Source organism: Pseudarthrobacter phenanthrenivorans, from assembly GCF_000813845.1.
Taxonomy (GTDB): Bacteria; Actinomycetota; Actinomycetes; order Actinomycetales; family Micrococcaceae; genus Arthrobacter; species Arthrobacter phenanthrenivorans_B.
On sequence record NZ_JWTB01000037.1, the window covers coordinates 1 to 4,358 of the forward strand.

The following is a 4,358-nucleotide window of genomic DNA, read 5'->3' on the forward strand; positions in this document are numbered from 1 at the left end:
AACGACACGTCAGGGCCCTGCGGCTTTTAACGCCGGTACACTTACGGGTGATGAACCCCCAAGCCCCAAACCCCCGGGACAGGCGCGCCACAATCCTGGATGTGGCGGCCGCCGCCGGCGTATCCCGCCAGACAGTGACCCGGGCCATGAACAATATGGCCGGCATCAGTGCCGGGACCAGGGAGCGGGTCCAGGGAATCGCGGCGGAGCTGGGCTACACGCCCAGCCGGTTTGCGAAGGGGTTGGTGCAGGGGGCCGGGATCTCGGTGGGCCTGGCCATCCCGGACCTGACCAACCCGTACTTCCCCGCCTTCGCCTCAAGCGTGGTGGAGGCTGCCACGGAACGCGGCTGGAATGTGGTGGTTGATGATTATGGCCATGGCACGGGAAGCGCCGCAGACGCCGCCTCGCGCCTGGCGCCACAGGTGGACGCCCTGATCGGATATCTCGAGCCGCACCCGGATGAAGCGCAGGCCTTGATGGGCCGGCGGCCGGTCGTGGCCCTGGATTCCCCGGGGGCGGACACTGCCGGCGGGATTTCTTTTGACTACCGCCACGCAGCGCGGCTGGCCCTCACCCACCTTGCAGCAACCGGACGCCGGAACATCGTCTTCCTGGACACAGACCAAGGGCACCCGGCCAACAACCGGAGCGCGGCTGCAGTCGACGTGGCGCAGCAGGCAGGGATCCAGCTTGCCCTCATCCGGGCGCACCCCTCCGCGGCCGCGGCGAGGGCAGCAGTGGCCCTGCTTGCAGCCGACGGTGAACGCCCCGACGGCATCCTCGCGTTCAACGACCTGATGGCAGCAGGCGCGTTGAAGGCACTCCGGGAGTCCGGGGTGGCAGTTCCCGGCGACTGTTCGGTGATCGGTATGGATGGCATACCGCTCGGGGAACTCCTGACGCCCGAATTGACCACGCTCTCACTGGACCTGCGTGCCGTGGGGCGGTCCGCCGTCGGCCTCTTGGATGGATTGCTGTCCGGATCAATCCAGGACCGGAGCCCTGGCGCCTACCTCACCCTGCAGCACCAGCTGATCGTCCGGCAGTCCGCCTGACCCCTACTCAAATAGGCCGTAGGAGGATATGATCTTGTCACGGTTCGTGAACGTTCACGCAGCAGGCCCAGTCTTCTTCCCCGAAGGAAATCCATGTCAGCGAATACCTCCGCCGCAACTGTCGGCGTCCCGCCCGTTTCGACCGCCGCGGGGACCCCCCGCCCCCTCGATGTCGGCGCTGAGGGCGTCCGCGAGCTGGCCCGGAGCGGCCCAGGCAAAGGGTCCCTCCCTCCGCGTGCGTATTTGCTGTCGGATGCGCCCAGGCTGTCGCTCAACGGGGAATGGCGGTTCCGGCTCAGCCCGGGAATCCGGACAGCCCCGAACGACGGGTGGCAGCACGGCACAGACCTTTCCGGCTTCACCACCCTCCCTGTGCCGTCCAGCTGGAACATGCACGGGCATGGAAGCCCGGCCTACACGAACGTCCAGTTCCCCTTCCCGGTGGAACCACCCCACGTCCCTGACGCCAACCCCATCGGTGACCACCTGGTGACCTTCCACGCAGGACCGGAATTCCTTCCCGATGCCCTCCTCCGGTTCGACGGCGTCGATTCCGCCGGCACCGTGTGGCTCAACGGAGTGGAGCTCGGAACCACCCGCGGAAGCCGGCTGGCCCATGAGTTCGACGTCTCGGGCATCCTCGTCGAAGGAACCAACACCCTGGCCGTAAGGGTGGCCCAGTTCTCCGCCGCCAGCTACGTGGAGGACCAGGACATGTGGTGGCTGCCGGGGATCTTCCGGGACGTGACCCTGCAGGCCCGCCCCTCGGACGGCATCGACGACGTCTTCGTCCACGCCGGTTATGACCCCGCCACGGGCCAAGGCACCCTCCGCATCGAGGCGACCCGGGCCGGCCAGGCGATTGACGCCGTCGTCCGTGTTCCCGAGCTCTCCCTGGAACTTCCGGCAGGGGTGGAACACCACATCCCTGAGGTGGCTCCGTGGTCCGCCGAAATACCCCGCCTCTACGATGCAACCGTCAGCACCCCGGGGGAGACCGTTTCCCTCCGGCTGGGTTTCCGGAGCATCACTATCGAAGACGCCCAGTTCAAGGTGAACGGCCGCCGCATCCTGCTGCGGGGCGTCAACCGCCACGAGCACCACCCACGGCTGGGACGTGTGGTGCCACGCGACGTCGTGGAGGCGGAACTGCGCCTGATGAAGCAGCACAACATCAACGCCATCCGGACCTCGCACTACCCGCCGCACCCCGAATTCCTGGCACTGGCAGACCAGCTGGGCTTCTATGTGGTCCTTGAGTGCGACCTGGAAACGCACGGCTTCCACAGCGCGGGCTGGGCGCAGAATCCAAGCGATGATCCGCAATGGGAGGATGCGCTGCTCGACCGGATGCGTCGAACCGTCGAACGCGACAAGAACCATCCGTCGGTGATCATGTGGTCCCTGGGTAACGAGGCAGGCACTGGCCGGAACCTTGCAGCCATGTCCCGATTGGCCAAGGACCGCGACCCATCCCGTCCCATCCACTACGAGGGCGACTGGTCGTCACCGGACGTGGACGTCTACTCCCGGATGTACGCCAGCCAGGCCGAAACCGCGCTCATCGGGCAGGGCATTGAACCGGCCCTCGAGGACCCCGAACTGGACGGGCGTCGACGTGCCATGCCGTTCGTGCTGTGCGAATACGTCCACGCCATGGGCAACGGCCCGGGAGGCATGAGCGAGTACCAGGAGCTGTTCGAGAAGTATCCGCGGCTGATGGGCGGGTTCGTCTGGGAATGGCTGGAGCACGGAATCACCGTTCCCACTCCGGGCGGAGGCGAGCACTTCGCCTACGGTGGTGACTTCGGTGAGGAAGTCCACGACGGAAACTTCGTCACGGACGGCCTGGTGGACGCCAACCGCAAGCCCCGCCCCGGCCTGCTTGATTTCAAGAAGGTGGTGGAGCCGCTGCACATCGCGGTCCCGGACTCGTGGGCCAGCTTCACAGTCCGGAACGGCCAGGACTTTGCGGATACCTCCGCCTTCCGCTTCCACTACACAGTGGAGGCCGACGGCGGCACGCGGCTTGAGGGAACAGTGGCCGTTGCGCCGTTGGCGGCCCAATCCGAGGCCGTGGTAGACCTGCCGGCTGAGGTTGCCGGCTACGCGGCCGGCCAGCATGAACGGCCGGATGGTTCGGAGGGCCCTGAGGGCGGGACCGCGGTCCTCACCGTGAGTGCTGTGCTCGCCATGGATGCCCCCTGGGCGGCTGCAGGACATGAGGTTGCCTGGGGCCAGTCGGTCCGTTCCGCCGCTGCACCCACCGGTGTCCGTGCCGAAGACACTGTGGAGGCCGGGGACCGCGAACTGCGCCTCGGTACCGCCGTCTTCAGCCGGGCCACAGGCATGCCCACAGCCATTGGCGGACTTCCCGTGGACAAGTTCGGCCTGGTCCTCTGGTGGCCTCCCACCGACAACGATCTTGGCCGCGAATGGGGGAGCGACGACCCGCGGCCCCTTGCTGCGCAGTGGAAGGACGCGGGGCTGGACCGGATGCACACCCGCCTCCTCGGGATCACTGCAGAGCCGGCAGCCGACGGAGGTGAGCAGCTGCGCGTCAGCACCCGCATGGCTGCAGCGGACAAGCAGTTCGGAGTATTGGTTGACTACCTGTGGACCAGCGGCGGCGGCTCCCTGGCTTTGCGGACGCAGGTCCGGCCGGTGGGGGACTGGGTCAACGCGGGCTTCGGGGTGGAGTGGGCACGCATTGGGGTGGAGCTCGTGCTGGGCGCCGAAACCAGCGCGGTCAGCTGGCTCGGCCAAGGGCCGCACCAGAGCTACCCGGACACCGGCCAAGGTGCCCGGGTGGGATGGTTTGAACTCCCACTCGGTGAGCTGGACGTCGATTATGTCCGGCCGCAGGAATCGGGAGCCCGGTCCGGTGTGGTGTCCGCGGTGCTCGAAACAGGTGGCCGTCAATTGAGCGTGGCCGGTGAGCCCTTTGCCCTGACCGTTCGGCCCTACAGCCTCCGTGCGCTCGAGGCGGCCACGCACCGTCCGGATCTTCCGGCGGACGGCCGCAGCTACATCTACGTGGACCACATCCTCAGGGGTGTGGGAACGGCCGCCTGCGGCCCGGGGGTGTTGGAACCGTACCGGCTGAAACCCCGGGAGGCTGACTTCGAAGTGGTCCTTCGCGTGCTTGGCTAGGGAACCTCGGGATGTGTGCCACTCCACATGGGCAATAGAAGTGCCCGATGAGGGCGGAAGGACCCCTTGCGCCGCCAAAGACCGCTGCAATCCGCGGTTTCTGACGGTGCGGGAGTCACTTTCGCCCCGGTTTGCGATGGGCCGGGT

2 protein-coding genes are annotated in these 4,358 nt (G+C 67.2%); both read left to right on the forward strand.

What is annotated here, in order from left to right; all coding sequences use genetic code 11:
• Positions 1–50: 50 nt before the first annotated feature.
• Entirely contained in the window at positions 51–1,058 is a 1,008-nt protein-coding gene (locus tag RM50_RS17270) for a LacI family DNA-binding transcriptional regulator (protein ID WP_043455183.1), read from the forward strand.
• A gap of 93 nt (positions 1,059–1,151) precedes the next feature.
• On the forward strand, positions 1,152–4,211 hold the full coding sequence (locus RM50_RS17275; RefSeq protein WP_082007129.1) for a glycoside hydrolase family 2 TIM barrel-domain containing protein: 3,060 nt from the start codon (positions 1,152–1,154) through the stop codon (positions 4,209–4,211).
• Positions 4,212–4,358: the final 147 nt, after the last annotated feature.

Excerpts from the sequence above, each read along its gene's own strand:
- RM50_RS17270 (WP_043455183.1), top strand. The coding sequence starts at position 51 with ATGAACCCCCAAGCCCCAAACCCCCGGGACAGGCGCGCCACAATCCTG.
- RM50_RS17275 (WP_082007129.1), top strand. The coding sequence starts at position 1,152 with ATGTCAGCGAATACCTCCGCCGCAACTGTCGGCGTCCCGCCCGTTTCG.